Source organism: Spongiactinospora gelatinilytica (genome assembly GCF_003236385.1).
Lineage (GTDB): Bacteria > Actinomycetota > Actinomycetes > Streptosporangiales > Streptosporangiaceae > Spongiactinospora > Spongiactinospora gelatinilytica.
Genome location: NZ_POUA01000665.1, coordinates 1 through 1936, shown reverse-complemented (window position 1 = coordinate 1936; position 1936 = coordinate 1). Strand labels below are relative to the sequence as shown.

Genomic DNA, 1936 nt, shown 5'->3' with positions numbered 1-1936 from the left:
GCACTCGATGCCCTGGAAATGGCGGTCTGGTCTGGTGGAGGTGACGTCGGTGGCCTCGTTCACCATTCGGATAGGGGAGTTCAATACACTTCCATCCGCTACGCTGAACGGCTTGATCAGGTCGGCGCGGCGCGTTCTGTCGGCGGCAAGGGCGATTCGTATGACGATGCGGCGGCCGAGTCCATGAACAGTCTCTACAAAAAGGGGCTCATCGACTTCTACGGCGGCTGGAAAGGTGTCATGGACGTGACTATCGCCACGATGGAATGGGTTGCCTGGTACAATTCTGAACGGCTACGTTCTTACTGTGGGAACGTCCCTCCGGTCGAGTATGAGGAGACGTTCCACCGATCGACCGCCGGCACTGACCTGGCGGCCGAGAACCAAGCGATCTAGCCTCCAACTTCGCCGGGGCGGTCCACCTCTTTCGGGGCGGCGAAGTCTGTCAGCGTGGCCACGGCCTGACCGGTCAGAACCACCGCGTAGCCCAGCCGTCCTCGCTCCCCGTCACGAAGGGCAGCCTGGCTGAGTTGATCGGACAGGACCGCAATATGCGTGGCCAGGCGCAGGCACGCCCACCGCCAAGGAGCCCGCCAAGACCTGAACCCGGCAGCGCCGATGAGCGGTTGCACACGGCCACCCAAGGATTTACGCTTACGTAGAATATTCGACGTAAGGTTAGGAGTTCCATGGGTGACCGCACCCTGGTCTGTTTGGGCGGCGGCCCGGCCGGCCTGTTCCTCGCCAGACTGCTCCGCAGAGCCGATCAGTCGTGGCACGTCACCGTCTACGAACGCAACATCTGCGACGCGACCTTCGGGTTCGGCATCGGCCTGGCCGACCGGCTCCTCGACGAGCTCGCGGAGCGCGACCCGGACACGCACCGCCGCGTCCTGGCGGCCGGGGTGGTCGGGCATGGGATGTCGCTCCGCCACCGTGGCACCGACCTGCGCTGGGGCCCGCGCGGCGGGCTCGCCGTCAGCCGCGCCGAACTGTTGCGCATCCTGCGCGAACAGGCCCTCGAAGCGGGCGTGACGCTGAAGTACGGCACGCCCGCCGACGTGCGCTCCGTCGACGCCACCGTGATCGTCGGAGCGGACGGCGCCAACAGCGCCACCCGCGCCACCCTCGGCGAGGAGCTGGGCGTGACCGAGAGCCTGGGCCGGGCGAAGTACATCTGGCTGGGCGCCGAGATCGACCTCGCGGGCATGACGTTCAGCCTGGTCGCCGACGAGCACGGGGCGTGGGCCTCGCACGCCTACCCCTACGCCCCCGGCCTGGCCACCTTCCTGGTCGAGACCGACGAGGACACCTGGCGGCGCGCCGGGCTCGACCAGGCGGACCCGCCGCTGAACGACGAGGGGAGCGACCTGCTCAGCATCCGCCACCTGGAGAGGGTCTTCCGCGACGACCTCGGCGGGCGCCCGCTGCTGGGCAACAGGTCCCGGTGGGCGAACTTCCGCAACGTGCGGTGCGACCGCTGGAGCGCGCGCAACGTGGTGCTGGTCGGCGACGCCGCGCACACCGCGCACTTCTCCATCGGCTCGGGCACCACGATGGCCATGGAGGACTCGCTGTCCCTGGTCCGCCACCTGATCACGGCGGCCGACCCGCCCGAGGCGTTCGCCCGCTACGAGGCGGAGCGCCGCCCGCCGGTAGAGCACCTGCAGTCCAGGGCCGCGGCCAGCCAGACCTGGTGGGAGACCTTCGGCGAGCGGATGGACGGCGACCCGCACCAGGTCGCCTTCCAGTACCTCACCCGCACGGGCGCCCTGTCCTACGACCGGCTGCGGGGCGCCGACCCGCGCCTCGCCCGCGAGGTGGCGGGCTGGTTCGCGGGCAGCGCCGCGGCGCGTTCGGGCGCCGATCCGCTGTGCGCCCCGATCACCATCGCCGGCACCAGGCTGGCGACCAGGGTCGTGGTGACCCGCCCACC

2 protein-coding genes are annotated in these 1936 nt (G+C 69.5%); both read left to right on the top strand.

The features are described 5' to 3' along the window. The coding region (locus tag C1I98_RS38405) for an integrase core domain-containing protein (RefSeq protein ID WP_146607914.1) at nucleotides 1-396 on the top strand (396 nt) is incomplete at its 5' end. 293 nt (nucleotides 397-689) lie between these two features. Continuing rightward, on the top strand, nucleotides 690-1936 hold a 1247-nt coding region (locus C1I98_RS38400; protein WP_111172126.1), incomplete at its 3' end, for an FAD-dependent monooxygenase.